The sequence below is a fragment of the Brevundimonas sp. Root1279 genome (assembly GCF_001425945.1).
Classification (GTDB): domain Bacteria; phylum Pseudomonadota; class Alphaproteobacteria; order Caulobacterales; family Caulobacteraceae; genus Brevundimonas.
On record NZ_LMEB01000008.1, the window covers coordinates 217,680 to 236,452 of the forward strand.

Genomic DNA, 18,773 nt, shown 5'->3' on the forward strand with positions numbered 1-18,773 from the left:
CGTCAACCAAATGGAGTCCGTGGCGGATAAAACGCTTGTGATCCGACCTTTAAGCGGGACGCCCGATCCGCCGGATCTCCCAGTGCAGGTCGATGCCGGTCTTGGCCAGGACGTCGGCGCGGACCGTGTCGCCCAGGCTCTCGATGTCCGCCGCGGTGGCCTCGCCCGGGTTGATCATGAAGTTGGAGTGCAACTCGCTGAACTTGGCCCCGCCCCCCGTCACGGCGTGCAGCTTGCCGCGCCAGCCCGCCTCATCGACCAGCTTCCACGAGGAATGGCCGTCCGGGTTCTTGAAGGTCGAGCCGCCGGTCTTCTCGCGGATCGGCTGGGTCTGTTCGCGCCGCGAGGTGATCTCGCTGATCTTGGCCGACACGGCCTCAGGCGCGGCGGGTACGCCGCGATAGGTCGCCTCGATCCAGATGATGTCGGCCGGGGCGTCGGTGTGGCGATAGCTGTAGCCGAAATCCTCCAGCGAATAGTCGACCCGCTCGCCCTGGCGGGTCAGCCCCCAGGCGGAGACCAGGATGTCCTTGGTCTCCGAGCCGTAGCAGCCCGCGTTCATGGTCAGGGCCCCGCCGATGGTGCCCGGAATGCCGGCGTAGAACTCCAGCCCGCCGATGCCCGCCTTCGCGCTCGCCTTGGCCACCATCGAGTCCAGCGCACCCGCGCCGGCCGTGATCGTGTCGCCCTCGGCCGTGATGCCCGCGAACGGCCGCCCGGCCAGCCGCACCACCACGCCCTCGATGCCGCCGTCGCGCACGATGACGTTCGAGCCCACGCCCAGCACGGCCACCGGCACGGCGGGGTCCAGCGCTTTCAGGAAGGCCTGCAGGTCATCAGCGTCGGCCGGGATGAACAGCGCATCCGCCGCCCCGCCCACGCGGAACCAAGTGTAGGGCCCCAGCGGCTCGTTCGGCAGCAGCTTGCCGCGGACAGTGGGAAGATCATCGCGCCAGTCGGTCATCGGGCTGCGATGCCCGCTCTCGCTGGAGTGCGCAAGGGGGTCGCCCCCTGCCGGCCTCGACGGCGTAGCAACCCTTAATGATCCCGGTTCAGTCGTCTGGCCGCGTCACGGACCGCCGCAACGAAAGGCCGTGACTGAATGCGAGTCAAAGTTGATCCGATCGTATCCTGGGAGGTCGGCGTCATGGCCGAAACATACACGTCCGGGCTTTTTTCCAAGCGCGTCAGGAACTCATCCACCGTGATCCGCAAGGCGGTGTCGGAACGCCGGTCCCAATGGACGATCAAATCGTCGCGACCGTCGGCGCCCCCTCCCACAAGCAAATGCCCCTCGACCCCTTCGACCAAGGGACGGCCTTCGGAATCGTGCATCCACGGCGAGGGCTGGAAAAACGCCTGCGTCGTTTGTAGGGATACGACCTCTTCCCCGAGTTGACCCGTCACGGCGGCCAGACGGAGCCCCAGGCTGTCTTCATGGCTAAGGAGCACGACAGCAAGACGGGCGGATGTGATTTCGCAATGCTGCCGCTGACATGAAACCTTGTAGGTTTCTGCCGGTGCGGGCTGGAGGAACGCGGGGTTCACTTCCCGGACAGTCGGTACAGGACTGTCCCGTTCCGCTGGCGGATTGGCTGGGTGATCCGCCGCAGGCTTACAAGCGGTAAAGAAGAGGCAGAGCCCTAGAAGAGCCCCAGGCATGACCAGAAGCCCTGCGCCTTTCAACCCAGCGCCTCCAGCTGCGCCGGCAGCGCATAAGCCCAGCTGGTGATGTCGCCGGCGCCGAGCAGGACGACCAGGTCGCCGGCCTTGGCCTCTTCCTTGATCACCCGCGGCAGCACGGCGGCGTTCTCCAGGGGCTGCACCGAGCGGTGGCCGAAGCGGCGCACGCCCTCGACCAGGGCGTGCTTGTCGACACCCTCGATCGGGCTCTCGCCGGCCGGATAAACGTCGGCCACGATCACCGCGTCGGCGTCGGAGAAGCAGGTCGAGAACTCCTCCATCAGGTCGCGCAGGCGGGTGTAGCGGTGCGGCTGGACCACGGCGATGACGCGGCCCTCGGCCACCTGGCGGGCGGCCTTCAGCACGGCGGCGATCTCCACCGGGTGGTGGCCGTAGTCGTCGATGACGCGCACGCCGTTGGCCACGCCCGTGGTGGTGAAGCGGCGCTTGACCCCGCCGAAGCCGGCCAGGCCGACCTTGATGGCCTCGTCGGAAACGTCCAGCTCGCGCGCCACGGCGATGGCGGCCAGGGCGTTGGAGACATTGTGCCAACCGGCCATCGGCAGGTGCAGCCCCTCGATGCGGATCGGCTCGTCGAGGGCGGCCAGGCCCTGCTTCTGGATCACCACGTCGAAACGGCAGCCGTCCGGGCTCATCTGGCAGTTGTCGGCGCGGACCATGGCCTGCGGATTGACGCCGTAGGTCACCAGCCGGCGGTTATCGATCGAAGCCACCAGCCGCTGCACCTCGGGGTGGTCCAGGCAGACCGCGGCGAAACCGTAGAAGGGGATGTTCTCGACGAAGTCGACGAAGGCCTTCCGCACGCCTTCGAAGTCGCCGTAGTGGTCCAGGTGCTCCGGGTCGATGTTGGTGACGATGGCGACGGTCGACTTGAGGCGCAGGAAGCTGCCGTCGGACTCATCGGCCTCGACCACGATCCAGTCGCCGTCGCCCACCTTCGCATTGGTGCCGTAGGCGTTGATGATGCCGCCGTTGACCACAGTCGGGTCCAGGCCCGCCGCGTCCAGCAGGGCCGCCACCATCGAGGTTGTCGTCGTCTTGCCGTGGGTGCCGCCGACAGCGATCGAGAACTGCAGCCGCATCAGCTCGGCCAGCATCTCGGCCCGGCGCACCAGCGGAATGCGGCGCTCGCGAGCGGCCACCATCTCGGGGTTCGAGGCCTTCACCGCCGTCGAATAGACCACCGCCGAGACGCCGTCCGAGACATTGGCTGCGTCGTGGCCGATGAACACCCGCGCGCCCAGCTTCTCCAGCCGCTCGGTGTTGGCGCTGGCCTTGGCGTCGGAGCCCTGCACCGAATAGCCGATCTTGAGCATGATCTCGGCGATCCCGCTCATGCCGATGCCCCCGATGCCCACGAAGTGAACGGGGCCGAGGTCGAACGGTACGGGGCGAAGGCGAGCGATCATCGCAGCCGCTTAGCAAGGGTTGGCGGGGATTGCACCACCCCCGGCGGCAGCGCCCGGAAAGTGATGAGTGGTTAGTGATTAGTGGTTGCGACTTCACTGACCATGAACAGCCGGGAACCGGCGTCGGCGGGATCAGCCACTAATCACCAGCCACCAATCACTTGGCCGCACCGGCGTCCGACGATCCTGGCGCGTCTCGCCGTCCAAGCGTCAGTCGTCCGACACGAAGTCCTGGGCGAACTCCGGCGCGTCCTCGACGCCTTCCAGCAGCGGCGCGTCGTCCTCGTCCGACGCGCGGGTCGGATCCGGGACCTCGAAGCCGACCGGGATGGACAGGTCGAGCAGCCCCGCCGCCTTCATCTCCTGAACGCCGGGCAGGTCGTACAGGCTGGCGAGGCTGAAATGCTCCAGGAACTTGTCGGCCGTGCCGTAGGTCACCGGTCGGCCCGGCGTGCGGCGCCGGCCCTTCAGCTTCACGAAGCCCATCTCCAGCAGCAGGTCGAGCGTGCCCTTGGACAGGGACACGCCGCGCACGCTCTCGATCTCGGCCCGGGTGCAGGGCTGGTGGTAGGCGATGATGGCCAGGGTCTCGAGCGCGGCCTTGGACAGGCGACGCGGCTCCTCGCGCTCCTCGGTCATCATGAAGCTGAGGTCGGCGGCGGTGCGGAAGCGCCAGCGATCGGCGACGCACTCCAGCTCGACGCCACGGCCCTGATAGCGTTCGCGCAGGGCCGAGATGGCCCCGCCGACGTCCGCCCCCTCGGGCAGCCGGCGCGCCAACTCGGCGGCTGACAAGGGCGCAGCCGCCGCGAACAGCAGCGCCTCGACGCGGCGCTCGATCTCCCCCTCGTCCGGGGCGAACTGGATACTCATCGGAACGCCCTCATGGTGTCAGCTCAAACGCCTGAGCCTGCCCGGCGCCCTGGCCGCGGCGCTTCAGGAACAGTTCGGCGAAGGCCTCGGCCTGTTTCACATCCATGGCCCCCTCCTTCACCAGCTCCAGGCTGGCTGACAGCGTCGAGGCCGTATAGCTGGCCTGCGAGGGGCCTTCCTCCCCGTCCTTTTCCGGCGCGATGCGCTCCAGCGGGGTCCATTGCTCCAGCTTGGGGAGGATGTCGCGCAGCCAGTCGCGCGCCGCCTCCAGGCCGAAGGCTTCGACCCGCTGGTTCGGATTGTAGCGCCGCTGCTCCTCGCGCCGCCGCTGGGTCACATAGGCGGCCATCAGTTCGTACAGGCTGGCGTCGATGCGGTCCGAGGGCACGATCACCGTCGCCTCGGGGTCGCCGCGGGTGAAGACGTCGCGCTTCAACTGCGGCCGCGACTGGATCGCCTCCACCGCCCGACGCATGGCCTCCAGCTTCTGCAGTCGGAAGGCCAGAGCCATGGCCATCTCCTCGGCCGGCAGCTCGTCGCCCTTGCCCTTCTCGTTGCGCGGCAGCAGCAGGCGCGACTTCAGATAGGCCAGCCACGACGCCATCACGAGATAGTCCGCCGCCAGGGCGAAGTTGCGCCGCCGCGCCTCGTGCACGAAAGCCAGATACTGCTCGGCCAGCCGGGTGATCGACAGCTTCAGCAGGTCGACCTTCTGCGTCCGCGCCAGCGCCAGCAGCACGTGCAGCGGGCCCTCATAGCCCTCCAGGTCGACGACGAAGGTCTCCCGCTCGTCCGCCTGGTCGGCGGCGGTGAAGTCCAGGTTGGGCTGGAAGGCGTCGGTCACGCCTGCGCCTCCCCAACGTCCGGTCCCTTGGCCGCGTCGAGCTTGCCCGACATCAGGGCGTCGAAGCGGCCCCGGGCCTCAAGCACCTCCAAAGGCTCCACGTCGCGGACGATCCGCGCCAAGGCCGTCTCCGCCCGCCGCGCCGCCTTGCCCTTCAGCTTGCCGACACCCTCGGCGACAGCCCGCATCTCGTCCAGGTCGCCGTTGCAGTGCAGGACCACGTCGCAGCCGGCCTTCAGCGAGGCCTCGGCCCGGTCGCGGAACGAGCCGGTCAAGGCCTTCATCGACAGGTCGTCGGTCATGATCAGGCCCGAGAAGCCCAGATGCTCGCGCATCAGCTTCACCGCCTTCTTCGAGGTGGTCGCCGGCCCCTTCTTGTCGATCGCCGTGAATACGACGTGCGCCGTCATGGCCAGCGGCATGTCCGATAGGGCCCGGAACGGCGCGAAATCCCAGCCGTCCAGGGTCTCCAAGTCGGCGTGGACCACCGGCAGCTCCTTGTGGCTGTCGGCGAAGGCGCGACCGTGGCCGGGGACGTGCTTGATCACCGGCAGGACGCCGCCGGCCAGCAGGCCCTCCGCCGCCGCCCGACCCAGCTGGGCCACGGTGGCCGGGTCCTGGGCCCAGGCGCGGTCGCCGATGATGTCATGGGCGCCGGGGACGGGCACGTCCATCACGGGGGCGCAGTCGACGTCGACGCCGACCGACTTGAGGTCATGGGCCATCAGCCGCCCGCCCAGGCGGACCAGCTCACGCGCCGTCAGCAGGTCGTTGGTCGCCTTCAGATAGGCCTGGGCCGGGGGGTATTTGGGCCAGTGCGGCGGGCCCATCCGCTGCACCCGGCCGCCCTCCTGGTCGATCAGCACGGGAGCCTGGGCGTCGCCGATGCTGTCCCGCAGCTCGGCGGTCAGGGCCCGCATCTGCTCGGGGCTGTCGACATTGCGCCGGAACAGGATGAAGCCCCACGGACGGGCGTCGGCGAAGAAGGCCCTCTCCTCGGCCGTCAGCCGATGACCTGAAACCCCATAGATTGCGGCCGACGTCATTCCCTGCCCCGCTCATCCCCGCGAACGCGGGGATCCAGTCCTGTCCAGCCTGACGCCGGCGCTTCAGGACGAGCGTAGGCGACCCGCCGATCTCCCGCCATCACCCAAAGCACTGGGTCCCCGCTTTCGCGGGGATGAGCGGGATGAAGGGACATCAGGGCCGCCAGGAAGAGCCCGTCAGCGCACGATGCAGTCGCCGCCGGAAGCCTTGATCGCGCCGCACAGGCCGGTGGCCTGTTCGCGGCTCAGGCCGGCGACGGTGGTGCGATACAGGGTGGAGCCGCTGGAGTTGGTCACCTCCTGCACCCGGCGGCTGGCGCCGCGGGTGAACTGCGCATAGCGGCCGACCACGGCGTTGTACTCGCGCTCGGCCAGGGTGGGGGTCGAGAAGGCCCCGATCTGCACGCCGGACGAGCCGCCGGCGGCAGGCGCCGCGGGGGCCGCCGGGGCCGGCTGGACCTCGGCGCGCTCGATCGGACGGGTCGAGGCGGTCTGGCTGGACGGCGCCGGGCGGTTCGAGGGCGCAGCCACGGCCGGCGCCAGCGGCGCGGCCTCGACGGGACGCGGCAGCGGACGCGGCTGAACCGCTTCCGGCGGCGGCACGAAGGTCGGGGCGGTCGTCGGGGCCTCGGCCTCGGCGTAGACGTCGATGCCCGCCTCCGGATCGATCGGCTGGGCGTCGATCGGCGCTTCGGACTTCATCGAGGCGACGGGCGTGCCGACGGCCGGCGGGGCGTCGTTGGAGCCGCGGGTCTCCCACGGCTTGAGCAGGATCACGGCCACCACGATGGCCAGCAGCACCGCGATGCTGATCATCAGGGTCAGCGGCGGCGCCTTGGCCGCGCCGGTCTGGCTGCCGCGTCGCGGATCATAGCCGCCGCGATCGAACGGCAGGTCGTCGTCGGTCGGCGGCGTGTAGGCGCCGCGGTCGCGCCCCTGATAGGGGCGATACGGATCTTCGTGGGACATGGCCGACCTTCCAACGGTCCGCGCGAATCGCACGCGCGGGAGGCCATGGTAACCCGGCTAGTGGCGCTTTTCAGGCCGTTCAGAGATCGAGAGCCAGGTCCAGGCTGAACAGCTTCTTGTGTTCCTCGATCGCATAGCGGTCAGTCATGCCGGCGATGTAGTCGCACACGGCCCGCGCCCGCTTGGTCTCGTCCGAGGCGCCGGCCTTGCCCGACCATTCCGGCGGCATGGTGCCCGGCTCGGCCATGAACAGCTGGAACATCTCGGCCAGGATGCGCCGGGCCTGGCTGCGCGTGCGGTTGACCCGATAGTGCCGGTACATCCGCTCGAAGAGGAATTTCCGCAGCACGCCCAGTTCGGCCAGCATGCCCGGCGAGAAGGCCACCAGGGTGCGCCGCGCCGTGCGTACGTCCTCGGTCGAGCGGATGTTGTCCGCCTCCAGCCGCGCCTCGGTCTCGGCCAGCACGTCCTCGACCATGACCCCGATCATCCGCCGGACCGCCTCGATGCGGATCATGCGGGCGTCGATGTTCGGCCAGTCCTTGCGCACCCCGTGCAGCACCGGCCCGATCAGCGGCACCTCGGCCAGGTCGTCGAGGGTGAACAGGCCCGCCTGCACCCCGTCGTCGACGTCGTGGTTGTTGTAGGCGATGTCGTCGGCGATCGCCGCCGCCTGGGCCTCCAGCGAGGCGAAGCTGTCCAGCCGCAGGTCCCAGCCCGGCGAATAGTCCGCAATGGCCTTCCAGGCCGGCTCGTCCAGGCGGTGGCTGACCGGCCCGTTGTGCTTGACCACGCCTTCGACCGTCTCCCAGCTCAGGTTCAGGCCCTCGAACTGCGGATAGCGCTCCTCCAGCTTGGTCACGACGCGGAACGTCTGGACGTTGTGGTCGAAGCCGCCCCAGGGCTGCATCTGCGCCTGCAACTCGTCCTCGCCCGCGTGGCCGAACGGCGGATGGCCCAGGTCGTGCGCCAGGGCGACCGTCTCGGCCAGGTCGGTGTCCAGCCGCAGGGCATGGGCCAGAGACCGCGCGATCTGCGCTACCTCCAGCGAATGGGTCAGGCGGGTGCGGTAGTGATCGCCCTCGTGGGCCACGAAGACCTGGGTCTTTTCCTTCAGCCGACGGAAGGCCGTGGCGTGGATGATCCGGTCGCGGTCGCGGGCGTAGGCGTTGCGCGTCCGGCTGATGGGTTCGGGCGTCAGCCGGCCGCGGCTGTGCTCGGGATATTCGGCGTAGGCGGCGCGCTCGGGGATCAAGGTCGGCTGCTCTTCTTTGCCGGGCCTTTGCGATCGCCCGTCCGCGCCTCATATAGACCCCCGTGAGCACCGTCCAATCCGCACCCGCCTTCGAGATATCGCCGTCCGCCGGCGGTCACGGCCTGACCCTGTCCGACAGCGCCGCCCGCCGCCTCGCGCGCCTCGCCGAGGCCGAGGGCCGGCCGGTCATGCTGCGCGTCGCCGTCGACGGCGGCGGCTGCTCCGGCTTCCAGTACCGCTTCGAGCTCGTCGAGGCCGGCGAGCCGGACGACATCCGCATCGAGGCCGGCGGCCAGGCCGCCCTGGTCGACCCTGTCTCCCTGCCCTTCCTCAAGGGCTCCGAGATCGCCTTCGTTGACGAGCTCGCCGGCGCCCAGTTCGTGGTCCGCAACCCGAACGCCGCCTCCAGCTGCGGCTGCGGGGTGAGTTTCTCGATCTAGTCTTTCCTTCTCCCAATGGGAGAAGGTGGCCCGAAGGGCCGGGTGAGGGTCGGCTGGATGGCAAAACTCAAACGCGCTGGTGAAATCGTATGCGTCTTGTCGGCAGTGCTGTCGCTGCTGGGCGCGCTCGCTTTCATGGCAATGACGGCGACATATATCGCGGACGTTGTTAACGATAAGCCCGGCGCATCTATATTAAACTGCGTGCGATCGAGCGTGGCCATCGTTTGGCAACTTCTACTTGCGGCCTTTTTCATCTGGTTGAAGGGCTACATTCGGCAAGCGTCAGATTAAGTCTCAAGGCTTCCGCCACCCTCCACCGCTCATCCCGGCGAATGCCGGGACCCAGACGCGATGTCTCGCTGATCGGGCCATTGTCCCCGCAGCCAACCGCAAGCCCTCTGCGCCCTACGATCTGGATCCCGGCATTCGCCGGGATGAGCGGTGAAAAATCAGCTAGGCTTGCATTTAGCCTTTTTCCTAATTAGCCTTCTCCCTATGAACGCCCTGTTCAAGGCCCTGTCGCACCCGGTGCGGCGCCGCATCATCGAGATGCTGCGCAAAGGGCCGCTGGCCTCCGGTGACATCGCCGCCGCCTTCGACATGAGCTGGCCGACCATCACCGGCCATCTCAACGCCCTGAAGGAGGCGGGCCTGGTGTCGCCCGAGCGCGACGGCGCCTCGATCCGCTACCGGCTCGAGATCTCCGCCGTCGAGGAGGCCCTGGCCTTCCTGCTGGCCATGACCGGGGCGCGCGCCGAGGACCCGAAGGAGGAGGCCCCCCGATGAAATTGACCGCCGCCGACCGCGCCACCGTCGCGATCTCGCTGCTGATCATGGGCGCGGGCGCCGCTATCGCCTTCGCGGGCCCGACCGGGGCCCTGCCCTACCACTACGGCGGCGACGGCTACGCCGACGCCTGGACGACCCGCGAACCGATCGGCGGCGGCATCGCCGCCCTCGGTGCGCTGACCCTCGTCCTGGCCGGCGGCATGGGGATCGCCGCCGCCCGCGCCGGAGACCCCGCCCGCGCCCGCGGCCTGCGCTTCGGCCAGATCCTGATCCTCGTCGCCATGCTGGGCGTCAGCCTGTTCGCCGGCCTCGCCAGCGTCACCGGCCTGACCTCGATCGGCGGCGCCGCGCCGATGGCGGCGATGTCCGCCCTGTTCCTGATGCTCGGCGCCGTGCTCGGCCGCGTCGGACCCAATCCGATCGCCGGGGTGCGCACGCCCTGGGCCTACAAGAGCCGGCTCGCCTGGGACCGCTCCAACCGCCTCGCCGGCCGCCTGTTCTTCCTGATCGGCCTCGGCGGCCTGGCCCTGTCGCCCTTTATCGCCCAGCCCCTGGGGATCCAGATCATCATCGGCGCCGTCCTCGTCGCAGCCGTCTGGTCGATCGTCGAGAGCTGGCGCGTGTGGCGCACCGACCCCGACCGCCAACCCTTCTGACCGACGGAGACCGACCATGCTCAGCCTGATCCTCACCGCGGCCCTCTCAGTCCCCGTGGCCGGTCCGACCTCGACCCCGGTGGCCCTGCCGTCCGATCCGTCACCGATCCACGGGACCCTGCTGGCGCCCGAAGGCCAGGCCCGCGCCGTCGCCGTCATCCTGCCCGGCTCCGGGCCGACCGATCGCGACGGCAACAGCCCGCTCGGCGTCTCGGCCTCGACCTACCGCCTGCTCGCCGAAGGTCTGGCCGAGCAGGGGATCGCCACCGTCCGCATCGACAAGCGCGGCATCGCCGCCAGCGCCGCGGCCGGCCTGTCCGAGACCGACCTGCGCTTCGACCACTATGTCGCCGACGCCCGCGCCTGGGCCGAAGAGGCCGCCGCTCGCACCGGCAAGCCCTGCGCCTGGCTGATCGGTCACAGCGAGGGCGCCCTGATCGCCCTGGCCGCGACGAAGGAGGACGACGACAAGATCTGCGGCCTGGTCCTGCTCTCCGGCGCGGGCCGCCGCGCTCGCGTGGTGCTGGAGGAACAGCTCGCCCCGATCCCCGAGCCGCTGAAGACCCAGGCCTACGCCGCCCTCGCCGAGCTGGAGACCGGCCGCACCGTGGCCGATACCCCGCCCGCACTGCAGGCCCTCTTCCGCCCCTCGGTCCAGCCCTATCTGATCTCCTGGTTCGCCTACGATCCCGCCGTCCTGATCGCCGCCTACGACGGGCCGATCCTCATCGGCCAGGGGACCACCGACCTGCAGATCACCGTCGAGGACGCCCGCGCCCTCGCCTCCGCCCGGCCGGATGCGACCCTCGTCCTCTGGGAGGGCGTCAATCACGTCCTCAAGCTCGCCCCGGCCGACCGCGCCGGCAATGCCGCCACCTACCGCGACCCGTCCCTTCCGCTGGCCGGCGGCATCGTCGACGACGTCGCCGAGTTCATCCTGACGCGCTGAGTCCCTGGCCCGCGTCGGCGACGCCCGATCCCTCTCCGACAGCTGCTGGCGCCTGACCTGCACAGCGGCGCCGAATTGATCGCCAGCCGCACCTGGTGCGACGCGTTGCTCCGCTGGTTGGGCCGCTAGGCCAGCGTCTCCTGGAACCGCACCGGCCGCCCGTGGGCCGTGCCGATCAGCTCGCCGTCGCGCATCACCACCCGGCCGCGCACGATCGTGGCCATGGCCTTGCCGGTGGCCTCGAAATTGTTGAACGGCGTCCAGCCCGAGCGGGTGGCCATGTCCTCGTCCTTGATGAGGTGCCTGGCCTTCAGGTCGACGATGGTCAGGTCGGCGTCATAACCCTCGGCCATCCGGCCCTTGCCGGCGATGCCGAAGACGCGGTTGGCGCCATGGCTGGTCAGGTCGATGAAGCGATCCAGGCTCAGCCGGCCGTTGGCGACGTGGGTCAGCATCACCGGCACCAGGGTCTGCACCCCCGGCATGCCCGAGGGCGACGCCGGATACGGCCGCGCCTTCTCCTCCAGCGTATGCGGGGCGTGGTCCGAGCCGAGCACGTCGGCGACGCCCTGCTCGATGCCGCGCCACAGGCCGGCGATGTGCGGCGCATTGCGGATCGGCGGGTTCATCTGGGCCAGGCCCTTGAGCCGCTCATAGGCCTCGTCGCCGTCCAGCGTCAGGTGCTGCGGCGTCACCTCGACGGTGGCCACGTCCTTGTGCCCGGCCAGGAAGTCGATCTCCTCGGCGGTCGTGACGTGCAGCACGTGGATGCGGGCGCCGGTCTCGCGGGCTAGGCGCACCAGCCGCTTGGTCGACATGATGGCGCTTTCGGGGTCGCGCACCTCCGGATGGCTGGTCCAGTCGCCGGTGCGGGCCAGCGGGCGGCGCTCGGCCAGGCGGTATTCGTCCTCCGAGTGGAAGGTGGCGCGGCGCTTCACATGGCGCAGCACCTCGCGCACCCCGTCGTCGTCGGCGACCAGCAGGGTGCCGGTCGAGGCGCCCATGAACACCTTGACCCCGCAGCAGCCCGGCAACCGCTCGAGCTCGGCCAGGTATTTGGCGTTGTCGTGGGTGCCGCCGATGTAGAAGGCGTGGTCGGTCCACATTCGGTCGCGGGCGCGGTCCAGCTTGTCGGCCAGGGTGTCCGGGTCGGTCGTGTTCGGCTCGGTGTTCGGCATTTCGAACACGGCGGTGACCCCGCCCAGCGCCGCGGCGCGCGACCCGGTCTCCAGGTCTTCCTTCCACTCCAGCCCCGGCTCGCGGAAATGCACCTGGGTGTCGATCACGCCCGGCAGCACCGTCAGGCCCGTAGCGTCGAACACCTCGCCGGCCGAGGCCTGGCTCAGGTCGCCGACGAAGACGATCTTGCCGTCGATGACGCCGACGTCGGCCATGCCGCGCCCCGCATGGTTGGCCACTTCGCCGCCGCGGACGATGAGATCGTAGGTCTGGGTCATGCCCGCTCCCTTAGACCCGGCGGGCCCCGTGATCTAGGCCAGGGCGCGCTCGGCCAGCAGCTTCTTCACCGCCCGCAGCATCCGCTCGGTCGGCAGCTCGTTCATGTGCTCGATGGCCTGGTTGAGGCGCGGGTCGATCTTTCGGAACTCCTCGACCGAGCGCGGCCCGCGCACGACCAAACCGCCCCACGGTCCCCGCTCGACGTCGTCCGACGGGCCGTAGCCCGCCACCACCGGCGTCCCCGCCGCCGTGGCCAGATGGGTCCACAGCGAGTCGTTGCCGACATAGAGATTGCAGCGCTGCAGCACCGCCACCGCCTGCAGCGGCGTCAGCTTGCCTTGCAGCTCGATCGTGTGATGCCGCGGCAGGGCCAGGCGGATGGTGTGAGCGGCGTCACGGTCGCTCTCCTCCCCGATCACCACCACATGCGCTCCCGCCAGCGGCCCGCCGGGGCTGGTCAAGGTCACCGCCAGGTTGGCGAAGCGTTCGGCGGGCCAGCGGCGGCCCATCCAGGCCGACCCCGGACCGATGGCCAGCAGCGGCCCGTCGCCCGCCGGCAGCAGGGCCTCCACCTTGGCCCGCGTCGGCTCCGACACGAACAGCCGCGGTCCCGGCGTCTCCTCCAGCTGCAGCACCCGCGCCGCCAGCTCGACCTTGTGCACGCCCGGCTCGTCCTCGCCGCGCACCGCCCGCTTCTGCCGCTTCAGCTTGGTCGACAGGGCCGAGCCGCGCATGTCGACGACACAGCCCCAGGTCTCGGCGCGGACCTGGTTCCACAGCCCCAGCCACTCGAGCTTGCTCTCCTTCTCAAGGACCAGCAGGCGATCAAGACGCGGCGTGTCGGCGAACAGGGGGGCGCTGGTCGGCGAACCGACCACGGTGAACCGCGCCTGCGGCATGGCCTCGACCAGATAGGCCAGCACGCCGGAGGACAGCACCGCGTCCTCGGCATCCGCCTCGGCGAGGTAGAGAATGGGGAAACGTCCCGCCATGGGGACACCGTATACGGATTCTCCCCGGCGTTGAGCGGCGCTGCGATGGCAATTGCGGGGTCTGGCGGCGGTCGCTGTGGATGACGCAGCCCCGCGGGCGGAGTACACGGCTTGCCGATGACCCTCCCCCTCCTGCCCGGTCGCGAATGCGGCGGCTGCGTCGAATGCTGCCGGGTCATCCCGCTGAACCTGCCCGAGCTGGCCAAGCCGACCGGCGAGCTGTGCCGCTACTGCGTTGGCGGCGTCGGCTGCTCGGTCCACGCCATCCGCCCCCAGACCTGCCGCACCTGGTTCTGCCTGTGGCGTATGGTCGAGCTCAGCGACGACTGGCGGCCCGACCGCAGCGGCGTGGTCATACGCCCGGACGGAATCGAGGAAGGCGAGATCACCGTCTTCGTGGTCGAGCGCACCGACTTCCTGGCCTCCGACGACTTCTTCGCCGTCCTCGCCAGCTGGATCGCCCAGGGCATCCGCGTCGCCCTCAGCGTCCCCGGCCCGGTCGGCACCTATCCGGCTCGCGCCGAGGTCACCGACTGGCTGCGCCCGGCGGTCGAGGCCGGCGACCCGGCCGACTTCCTCGCCCGCGTCCTCCGCTCGCTCGACAAGCTGGAGCAGCACGACTGGGAGCCGGACGGGATCACGGCGCGGTATGCGGTTGAGGACCACCCCTTCAGCTAAGCTGCGGGTGCCCTTATCTAACCCTCATGACCCCCCGCATCGCCCGCCTCGAAAGCCGCGCCCTGATCCGCGTGGCCGGTCCCGACGCCCGCCCATTCCTGCACAATCTGCTGACCCAGGACGTCGAGACCCTGGCCGACGGCGAGCTGCGCTTCGGCGCCCTGCTCTCGGCCCCCGGCCGGGTGCTGTTCGACCTGTTCGTCCGAGGCGAGGGCGAGGCGGTCCTGCTCGACGTCGCCGCCGCCCGCCGCCAGGCTCTGCTGCAGCGCCTGACCCTCTACAAGCTGCGCGCCCAGGTGACGGTCGAGCCTGACGACCGCCCCGTCCTCGCCGCCTGGGACGGCCCGCTGCCCGACGGCTTCGCGCTCGACCCGCGCGTCCCCGCCCTCGGCGGCCGCAGCCAGGGCGACGCGGAAGCCGACGCCTCCGAGGACGACTACCAGGCCCACCGCCTGGCTCAGGGCGTCCCCGATTCCGACGCCGACGTCCCCTTCGACACCGCCTATCCGATCGAGGCGAATTTCGACCTGCTCAACGGCATCGACTTCCAGAAGGGCTGTTTCATCGGCCAGGAGACCACTTCCCGCATGAAGCGCCGCGGCTCCATCAAGAACCGCATGCTCCCCCTCGCCTTCGACGGTCCGCCCCCGCCCTTCGGCGCCGAGGTCCTCAACGGCGAACTTCGCGCCGGCGAGGTCCGCAGCGGGCGCGAGGGAAGCGCCATCGCCCTGCTGCGGCTGGATCGGTTGGAAGGCCAGCTGACCGTGGACGGGCGAACGGTGACAGTGACGAAGCCGGAGTGGTTGCCCACCTGACCCTTCGGGCAAGGCCATGCCGGTTCACGCCGCCCAGCCCAAGGCGAAGGCTTTCGGGGACGTTTCCCGTCCGGGCGTTGGAGTTGGATTGAGCCTACGGCTTCGGCTTCCGCGCCTTGTCCGCCGCGTCCAGCATCCGGATCGCCGAGATGTCCGCCGCATCCGGCGTCAGCCGCATCGCAGCCGCGGGCGGATCCTTGACCACCACCTCGCCGTCCCCGGCCTCCGGCGTCAGCGGCTCGGTGATCAGGTCGTCGTCTGGGCGTTCGGGATCGGACATAGGGTCCAAACCGCCCTGCGTCCGCTTGGTTGCTACGGCTCAGTCGCCCGCGACGTCGCCGCCGGTGACCCGACAGGCCGCCTCCAGGCCCGCGACGTGGATCTGCACCGTCCGCCCGGCGGGGATCGTGTACCAGACGTGCTTGGCGTTGATGGTGATGTGGATCAGCCGCGGATCCCGCAGAGCGCACCGGCCCTGACGCGCCTGCGAGAAGTCGCAGCGGCTCTCGCCGGCCAGGGTCCGCATGGCGAAGGGACCAAGGGCGACGGCGTTGGAGAACTCCATCTGGCGCTGGGCCGCGGTCGGCTGGATGATCTGGCATCCCCGGGTCGGCTGTGGGGGCTGGGCGACAAGCGCGGCGGCGATCAGCAGGACGGGAGCGAGGCTCATGGCGGTTCCTCCGGACGGCGGCAAAGTCGCCGCTTCGGCCCGCCAGGCCAAGTGAACTCGCCGTAACCCGCCTCAGCGCCTACCCTCCCCCCATGCCCGACTCACTCCACCGCTGCGCCTGGTGCGGGACCGATCCGCTGTACGTCGCCTATCACGACGAGGAGTGGGGCGTGCCCGAGTATGACGCCCGCGCCCTGTGGGAGAAGCTGGTCCTCGACGGCTTCCAGGCCGGCCTGGCCTGGATCACCATCCTGCGCAAGCGCGAGGGGATGCGCGACGCCTTCGACGGCTTCGATCCGGTCAAGGTCGCCGCCTACGGCGAGGACGACATCGCGCGGCTGCTCGGCGACGCCCGCATCATCCGCTCCCGCGCCAAGATCAACGCCGCCATCAAGGGCGCCCGCATCTGGCTTGAAATGCAGGAAAACGGAGAGGACTTCTCCGAATGGCTCTGGTCGTTCGTCGGCGGCGCCCCGATCCAGAACCATTGGCCCGACAGCGACGCCCGCCCCGTCGCCACCCCCGAGTCCGAGGCCATGGCCAAGGCCCTGAAGAAGCGCGGTTTCACCTTCTGCGGCCCGGTGATCGTCTACGCCTTCATGCAGGCCGTCGGCATGGTCAACGACCACGGAGTGGAGTGCTTCCGGCATAGGCAGGTTCGGGCCCTGGCCGGCGGGTCGGAGACCTAGTCCGGGGGCGCGTCAGGCCCGGCGGGCGTCACGTCCCGGCCGCTGCCGACGATCCGGGCGATGCGGCCCTCGGCGTCGCGCACGGGCACGATCTTGGTGTCCCAAACCACCGTCCCCACCTCCAGCTCGAAGACGTCGCGCCACGCCACCGGCTCGCCCTCGGCCACCGCCTCGCGATAGCGGGCCAGCACCTTGGCCGCTGTCTCGGGCGGAAGCAGGTCCTCCAGCCTGCGCCCGACCACATCATCCAGTCCGGTCGCGCGCTTGTGCGCCGGGTTGGTCTGCTCGACCACGAAGGCGCCGGAAGGCTCCACCCGGATCACGAACAGCGGATCGGCCGCGTTCTCGAAGACAGCCCGATACAGGGCGTCCGCCTCCTGCCGTCGCGCTTCGGCGGCGCGCAACCGTTCGTCGGCTTCCTTCTGGATGGTGATGTTCTGCGCCACGCAGAACCGGCGGTCGCCGTGGGGAACCGCCGCCCAGGCGAACCAGCGATAGCGGCCGTCGCGCCCCCGCAGCCGGTTCTCGAACCGGGTCGTGATCCGCCCCTTCGCCAGGCTGTCGATCTCGCGCCGGGTCCGCTTGCGATCGTCCGGGTGTTCGAGCCATTCGGAGGTCCGGCCCAGCAGTTCGTGAACCTCGTACCCGAGGGTCGCGCCCAGCAACGGGCTGACGGCGCGCCACACGCCCGCCTTGTCCGCGATGACGAACGGATCGCGGGACAGGTCCAGGTCAGGCCCGTCGTCCCCGTCACGCTCAGCGGCCAGGGCCACGGACAGGCGTTGCAGGGCCTCCCGCAGACTATGCGGCTCATGGATGTCCGCCGCGGAGCCGAACCATTCGGTGACGGCCCCAGTGGCGTTTCGCAGCGGGATCAGCTTCACGGCGTGCCAGCGGCCCTCGCCGACGGCGTTCAGGAGCCGGAGATCGGCTTCGAACAGCACACCGCCCTGCAGGGCCGTCTCCCAGCGCTCGAGATGGAATCGGTCATGCGGATGGACCGCCGCCGCCCAACCATCGGCCAGGGCGTCCACCGGAGGCCGTCCCGTGTACGCCAGCCAGGCGGCGTTGAAGAAATGCACCGACCCGTCCGGCCCTGCGAACCAGAACAGGTTCGGATGCGCGACCGCCAGCGTCGGCGTCGGGTCTTCAGAGTTGGGTCCGCCGCCCACGTCTCGTCCCTCCCGGTGCGATGCAGCGACTGTGACAAGCGTCGGAACGCCCTGCAAGACCGGAGGTCCGACCGATCAGCGCGGTTCAACGCGGCACGACAATCACGGGCCGGGGCGCCTCACCCCCTTGCATGTCGCCCGACCCGGGGCTAACACTGAACCACATGGTGCAGTATTCACAAACCCGGTTGGACGCCTCCTTCGCCGCCCTCTCCGACGCCACCCGGCGCGGGGTGCTGGAGCGGCTCGGGCGTTCGGACGCCTCGATCACCGAGCTGGCCGACAAGTTCCACATGACCCTGACGGGCATGAAGAAGCACGTCGGCGTCCTGGAGCAGGCAGGGCTCGTCACCACGGAGAAGGTCGGGCGCGTGCGGACCTGCAGGCTCGGCGAGCTCCGTCTCGAGGATGAGGCGGCCTGGATCGCGGGACACCGCCGCCTTTGGGACGCCCGCTTCGACGGCCTGGACGCCGTCGTCGACGAGCTGAAACGCAAGGAGAAGTCCGATGAGTAGCCGCACAACCGTCGAACGGACCTCGGACCGGGAGCTCGTCGCCACGCGCACCGTCGACGGACCCCCGCGCCTCGTTTTCGAGGCCTGGACCAAGCCCGAGCTGATGATGCGCTGGTGGGCGCCGAAGTCGTTCGGCATCACCTTCCTGTCCTGCGAGATCGACGCTCGCACCGGCGGCTCGTACCGGTTCGTCTTCGGCCACCCCGCCTCGGACCAGCCCATGGCCTTCTTCGGCCGCTACATCGAGGTCACGCCGCCCTCCCGCCTCGTCTGGACCAACGAAGAGGAAGAGAACGGAGCCGTGACCACGGCGACCTTCGAGGAGAAGGACGGCAAGACCCTGGTCACCGTGCACGACCTCTATCCGTCCAAGGAGGCACTGGACGAGGCCATGGCCTCCGGCAGCACCGGCGCCTGGCCCGAGCAGTTCGAGGCGCTGGACGAGTTGCTCGCGGGGCTACCTGCGGTCGGGTGACGCTCAGGTTCGTTCCCGCGGCCGGCCGGCCGACTCCCCGATAAGCCACGTCTCGCCCTCCTCGCCGTAGGTCGGGTCAAACATGTCGTCACGGTAGACGGTGTCGAACCCCTGCGCCTGAAATCCGCTCGGGAGGTTCAGCCCGAGGCGACCGACAAGGCTATCGCCCGACTTGGGCGTCCAGCGCGGGTCATCACTGCGGAAGATTAGAGCGCGTAACGCCGGGAGCCTCCGCTCCGAACCGAAATGATGTGCCGCCGATGTCTCCTTTCGACGCCCGTGCGAGAGTCGGCTTCCGACCCATTCTGACTCAGGGAAACGCCTGATCTGCAAACCGATACGGATCTGCTTCGCTGACGCCTGATCAGTTCC

Annotated in this window: 22 protein-coding genes; 9 read left to right on the plus strand and 13 right to left on the minus strand. The window is 69.7% G+C overall.

The annotated features are described in order from the left end of the window. Nucleotides 1-49: 49 nt before the first annotated feature. The 8 genes from murB to ASC65_RS13035 form a co-directional block, all read right to left on the minus strand. Nucleotides 50-964, minus strand: a complete 915-nt coding sequence (murB, locus tag ASC65_RS13000; RefSeq protein WP_056454020.1) for a UDP-N-acetylmuramate dehydrogenase — start codon at nucleotides 962-964, stop codon at nucleotides 50-52. A 74-nt stretch (nucleotides 965-1,038) separates the two neighbouring features. Further along, on the minus strand, nucleotides 1,039-1,548 hold the full coding sequence (locus ASC65_RS13005; RefSeq protein ID WP_156459664.1) for a hypothetical protein: 510 nt from the start codon (nucleotides 1,546-1,548) through the stop codon (nucleotides 1,039-1,041). Between the two features lie 134 nt (nucleotides 1,549-1,682). After that, nucleotides 1,683-3,113 carry a UDP-N-acetylmuramate--L-alanine ligase gene (gene murC / locus ASC65_RS13010; protein ID WP_056454032.1) on the minus strand — a complete coding sequence of 477 codons (1,431 nt, stop codon included), beginning with the start codon at nucleotides 3,111-3,113 and terminating at the stop codon, nucleotides 1,683-1,685. A gap of 210 nt (nucleotides 3,114-3,323) precedes the next feature. Further along, a complete protein-coding gene (scpB, locus tag ASC65_RS13015; RefSeq protein ID WP_056454036.1) occupies nucleotides 3,324-3,986 on the minus strand; it encodes an SMC-Scp complex subunit ScpB in 663 nt (220 codons plus the stop codon). 10 nt (nucleotides 3,987-3,996) lie between these two features. After that, nucleotides 3,997-4,830 carry a segregation and condensation protein A gene (locus ASC65_RS13020; protein ID WP_056454038.1) on the minus strand — a complete coding sequence of 278 codons (834 nt, stop codon included), beginning with the start codon at nucleotides 4,828-4,830 and terminating at the stop codon, nucleotides 3,997-3,999. After that, on the minus strand, nucleotides 4,827-5,876 hold the full coding sequence (gene nagZ, locus ASC65_RS13025) for a beta-N-acetylhexosaminidase (RefSeq protein ID WP_056454040.1): 1,050 nt from the start codon (nucleotides 5,874-5,876) through the stop codon (nucleotides 4,827-4,829). Before nagZ ends, ASC65_RS13020 begins: the two co-directional genes overlap by 4 nt. Before the next feature lie 177 nt (nucleotides 5,877-6,053). Beyond that, nucleotides 6,054-6,845, minus strand: a complete 792-nt coding sequence (locus ASC65_RS13030) for an SPOR domain-containing protein (protein ID WP_056454041.1) — start codon at nucleotides 6,843-6,845, stop codon at nucleotides 6,054-6,056. A 79-nt stretch (nucleotides 6,846-6,924) separates the two neighbouring features. Further along, nucleotides 6,925-8,100 (minus strand): deoxyguanosinetriphosphate triphosphohydrolase, encoded by a 1,176-nt coding sequence (locus tag ASC65_RS13035; protein ID WP_056454042.1) that lies wholly within the window; start codon nucleotides 8,098-8,100, stop codon nucleotides 6,925-6,927. A 62-nt stretch (nucleotides 8,101-8,162) separates the two neighbouring features. Between ASC65_RS13035 and erpA the strand changes: the two genes are divergently transcribed. The 4 genes from erpA to ASC65_RS13055 all read left to right on the plus strand — a co-directional run bounded on the left by erpA (nucleotide 8,163) and on the right by ASC65_RS13055 (nucleotide 10,937). Continuing rightward, nucleotides 8,163-8,540, plus strand: coding sequence for an iron-sulfur cluster insertion protein ErpA (gene erpA, locus ASC65_RS13040; RefSeq protein ID WP_082526053.1), 378 nt, complete (start codon nucleotides 8,163-8,165; stop codon nucleotides 8,538-8,540). 498 nt (nucleotides 8,541-9,038) lie between these two features. After that, nucleotides 9,039-9,329, plus strand: coding sequence for a metalloregulator ArsR/SmtB family transcription factor (locus ASC65_RS13045; RefSeq protein WP_056454043.1), 291 nt, complete (start codon nucleotides 9,039-9,041; stop codon nucleotides 9,327-9,329). After that, on the plus strand, nucleotides 9,326-9,988 hold the full coding sequence (locus tag ASC65_RS13050; protein WP_056454046.1) for an SdpI family protein: 663 nt from the start codon (nucleotides 9,326-9,328) through the stop codon (nucleotides 9,986-9,988). Before ASC65_RS13045 ends, ASC65_RS13050 begins: the two co-directional genes overlap by 4 nt. Before the next feature lie 16 nt (nucleotides 9,989-10,004). Further along, entirely contained in the window at nucleotides 10,005-10,937 is a 933-nt protein-coding gene (locus ASC65_RS13055; protein ID WP_056454048.1) for an alpha/beta hydrolase, read from the plus strand. Nucleotides 10,938-11,062: 125 nt separating this feature from the next. On the opposite strand, the gene ASC65_RS13060 is transcribed toward ASC65_RS13055, so the two are convergent. Both ASC65_RS13060 and ASC65_RS13065 read right to left on the minus strand, forming a co-directional pair. Then, on the minus strand, nucleotides 11,063-12,394 hold the full coding sequence (locus ASC65_RS13060) for a dihydroorotase (RefSeq protein WP_056454051.1): 1,332 nt from the start codon (nucleotides 12,392-12,394) through the stop codon (nucleotides 11,063-11,065). Nucleotides 12,395-12,427: 33 nt separating this feature from the next. Continuing rightward, the gene (locus ASC65_RS13065; protein ID WP_056454053.1) at nucleotides 12,428-13,387 is read right to left on the minus strand and encodes a glycosyltransferase family 9 protein; all 960 of its coding nucleotides are present in this window, start codon (nucleotides 13,385-13,387) and stop codon (nucleotides 12,428-12,430) included. Between the two features lie 117 nt (nucleotides 13,388-13,504). Here ASC65_RS13065 and ASC65_RS13070 point away from each other — a divergent pair, with 117 nt between their 5' ends. Further along, nucleotides 13,505-14,065 (plus strand): hypothetical protein, encoded by a 561-nt coding sequence (locus ASC65_RS13070; protein WP_056454203.1) that lies wholly within the window; start codon nucleotides 13,505-13,507, stop codon nucleotides 14,063-14,065. A 26-nt stretch (nucleotides 14,066-14,091) separates the two neighbouring features. Next, complete coding sequence (gene ygfZ, locus ASC65_RS13075) at nucleotides 14,092-14,880, plus strand: CAF17-like 4Fe-4S cluster assembly/insertion protein YgfZ (RefSeq protein ID WP_056454058.1); 789 nt, start codon at nucleotides 14,092-14,094, stop codon at nucleotides 14,878-14,880. A gap of 94 nt (nucleotides 14,881-14,974) precedes the next feature. Here ygfZ and ASC65_RS13080 read toward each other — a convergent pair whose 3' ends face one another. Both ASC65_RS13080 and ASC65_RS13085 read right to left on the minus strand, forming a co-directional pair. Beyond that, a complete protein-coding gene (locus tag ASC65_RS13080) occupies nucleotides 14,975-15,160 on the minus strand; it encodes a hypothetical protein (RefSeq protein ID WP_056454059.1) in 186 nt (61 codons plus the stop codon). Between the two features lie 39 nt (nucleotides 15,161-15,199). Further along, nucleotides 15,200-15,550 (minus strand): hypothetical protein, encoded by a 351-nt coding sequence (locus ASC65_RS13085; RefSeq protein WP_056454063.1) that lies wholly within the window; start codon nucleotides 15,548-15,550, stop codon nucleotides 15,200-15,202. Between the two features lie 92 nt (nucleotides 15,551-15,642). On the opposite strand from ASC65_RS13085, the gene ASC65_RS13090 reads away from it, so the two are divergent. Further along, the gene (locus ASC65_RS13090) at nucleotides 15,643-16,239 is read left to right on the plus strand and encodes a DNA-3-methyladenine glycosylase I (RefSeq protein ID WP_056454064.1); all 597 of its coding nucleotides are present in this window, start codon (nucleotides 15,643-15,645) and stop codon (nucleotides 16,237-16,239) included. On the opposite strand, the gene ASC65_RS13095 is transcribed toward ASC65_RS13090, so the two are convergent. Beyond that, nucleotides 16,236-17,411 carry a PAS domain-containing protein gene (locus tag ASC65_RS13095; protein WP_056454068.1) on the minus strand — a complete coding sequence of 392 codons (1,176 nt, stop codon included), beginning with the start codon at nucleotides 17,409-17,411 and terminating at the stop codon, nucleotides 16,236-16,238. The two genes, ASC65_RS13090 and ASC65_RS13095, sit on opposite strands and share 4 nt — an antisense overlap. 164 nt (nucleotides 17,412-17,575) lie before the next feature. On the opposite strand from ASC65_RS13095, the gene ASC65_RS13100 reads away from it, so the two are divergent. Together ASC65_RS13100 and ASC65_RS13105 are read left to right on the plus strand one after the other, a co-directional pair. Continuing rightward, nucleotides 17,576-17,926: an ArsR/SmtB family transcription factor gene (locus ASC65_RS13100; protein ID WP_056454070.1), complete on the plus strand. Its 351-nt coding sequence runs from the start codon at nucleotides 17,576-17,578 to the stop codon at nucleotides 17,924-17,926. Further along, nucleotides 17,919-18,401, plus strand: coding sequence for an SRPBCC family protein (locus ASC65_RS13105; protein ID WP_056454073.1), 483 nt, complete (start codon nucleotides 17,919-17,921; stop codon nucleotides 18,399-18,401). Before ASC65_RS13100 ends, ASC65_RS13105 begins: the two co-directional genes overlap by 8 nt. Nucleotides 18,402-18,773: the final 372 nt, after the last annotated feature.

What these genes read in the sequence shown, in the direction of transcription:
- ASC65_RS13105 (WP_056454073.1), top strand. Translation starts at nt 17,919, where the DNA reads ATGAGTAGCCGCACAACCGTCGAACGGACCTCGGACCGGGAGCTCGTC.
- ASC65_RS13100 (WP_056454070.1), top strand. Translation starts at nt 17,576, where the DNA reads ATGGTGCAGTATTCACAAACCCGGTTGGACGCCTCCTTCGCCGCCCTC.
- ASC65_RS13065 (WP_056454053.1), bottom strand. Translation starts at nt 13,387, where the DNA reads ATGGCGGGACGTTTCCCCATTCTCTACCTCGCCGAGGCGGATGCCGAG.
- murC (WP_056454032.1), bottom strand. Translation starts at nt 3,113, where the DNA reads ATGATCGCTCGCCTTCGCCCCGTACCGTTCGACCTCGGCCCCGTTCAC.
- ASC65_RS13090 (WP_056454064.1), top strand. Translation starts at nt 15,643, where the DNA reads ATGCCCGACTCACTCCACCGCTGCGCCTGGTGCGGGACCGATCCGCTG.
- ASC65_RS13045 (WP_056454043.1), top strand. Translation starts at nt 9,039, where the DNA reads ATGAACGCCCTGTTCAAGGCCCTGTCGCACCCGGTGCGGCGCCGCATC.
- ASC65_RS13055 (WP_056454048.1), top strand. Translation starts at nt 10,005, where the DNA reads ATGCTCAGCCTGATCCTCACCGCGGCCCTCTCAGTCCCCGTGGCCGGT.
- ASC65_RS13030 (WP_056454041.1), bottom strand. Translation starts at nt 6,845, where the DNA reads ATGTCCCACGAAGATCCGTATCGCCCCTATCAGGGGCGCGACCGCGGC.
- ASC65_RS13070 (WP_056454203.1), top strand. Translation starts at nt 13,505, where the DNA reads ATGACCCTCCCCCTCCTGCCCGGTCGCGAATGCGGCGGCTGCGTCGAA.
- murB (WP_056454020.1), bottom strand. Translation starts at nt 964, where the DNA reads ATGACCGACTGGCGCGATGATCTTCCCACTGTCCGCGGCAAGCTGCTG.
- ASC65_RS13060 (WP_056454051.1), bottom strand. Translation starts at nt 12,394, where the DNA reads ATGACCCAGACCTACGATCTCATCGTCCGCGGCGGCGAAGTGGCCAAC.
- ygfZ (WP_056454058.1), top strand. Translation starts at nt 14,092, where the DNA reads ATGACCCCCCGCATCGCCCGCCTCGAAAGCCGCGCCCTGATCCGCGTG.
- ASC65_RS13080 (WP_056454059.1), bottom strand. Translation starts at nt 15,160, where the DNA reads ATGTCCGATCCCGAACGCCCAGACGACGACCTGATCACCGAGCCGCTG.
- nagZ (WP_056454040.1), bottom strand. Translation starts at nt 5,876, where the DNA reads ATGACGTCGGCCGCAATCTATGGGGTTTCAGGTCATCGGCTGACGGCC.
- scpB (WP_056454036.1), bottom strand. Translation starts at nt 3,986, where the DNA reads ATGAGTATCCAGTTCGCCCCGGACGAGGGGGAGATCGAGCGCCGCGTC.
- ASC65_RS13085 (WP_056454063.1), bottom strand. Translation starts at nt 15,550, where the DNA reads ATGAGCCTCGCTCCCGTCCTGCTGATCGCCGCCGCGCTTGTCGCCCAG.
- ASC65_RS13050 (WP_056454046.1), top strand. Translation starts at nt 9,326, where the DNA reads ATGAAATTGACCGCCGCCGACCGCGCCACCGTCGCGATCTCGCTGCTG.